Below are 722 nucleotides of genomic sequence, written 5' to 3'. Positions count from 1 at the left end.
AGAGCGCAGCAGAAGCTCAACCGTTCGGCGAACGCGTGGGGTGCGGCGCGTGTGATCAAAGACCCTGACCAGGTCCGCAAACAGAAGCTTGAACGGGTCATTACACTGCCGGATGGCGGCTTCCCGCAGTCCTTCGGGTGCATCTGGCCGCCCTCGCGCGGAAAGTTCACCCAGCAGGTTCTGACGGGACCCGAAGTGCCAGTAGATCGCGCCGCGCGAATAGCCGCACTCGGTGGCGATCAGCTCCAGCGTGGCGCCCGCGGGCCCATGGCGCAGCAGGCACACCAGTGCGGCATCGAGGATCCTCTCACGCGTGGCGTGTGCGTCCTCCCTGGTTCTTCTAGCCATGGCACGGTTGCATCCCTGCTGTTCGATGAGCGCGCGACCGCGCGTCCTGATCGTCCTTAGACAAGGCGATGGGACGGACCGTGGCCACAGCGCTGCACCGGGATCTGCGGCGTTTGAATGTCGATCTTCGGTTCATTGGCTGGGGCAGGGCTGGACAGTGAGCCAAGCCACAGACCATCGGCGGCGAGACGCGCAGACTTCAGCGCGGGATCGTCGGCCTCGGACGGCTCGGTGGCCAGCTTCTTCTTCATCCACTCGATCCACTGCGACGCGGATACCTGGGTCAGGTCCAGGCGGATGATCAGGGCCGAGAGCATTGCAACGTCGTGCCGCCTGCAGCCCTCGACCACCGATTCCACGTAGGCGTTGGTGAA

1 protein-coding gene and 1 pseudogene are annotated in these 722 nt (G+C 64.7%); both read right to left on the bottom strand.

The features are described from left to right. Positions 1 to 285 (bottom strand): helix-turn-helix domain-containing protein (locus tag D7T59_RS21120; protein ID WP_407072931.1); only part of this gene is annotated, 285 nt, incomplete at its 3' end. Positions 286 to 404: 119 nt separating this feature from the next. Further along, a pseudogene (locus D7T59_RS21115) lies at positions 405 to 722 on the bottom strand (TetR/AcrR family transcriptional regulator); the annotation flags it as partial.

This window comes from Stenotrophomonas maltophilia, assembly GCF_013464915.1.
Classification (GTDB): Bacteria; Pseudomonadota; Gammaproteobacteria; order Xanthomonadales; family Xanthomonadaceae; genus Stenotrophomonas; species Stenotrophomonas maltophilia_AT.
This window is presented reverse-complemented; position numbering and strand designations above follow the sequence as displayed.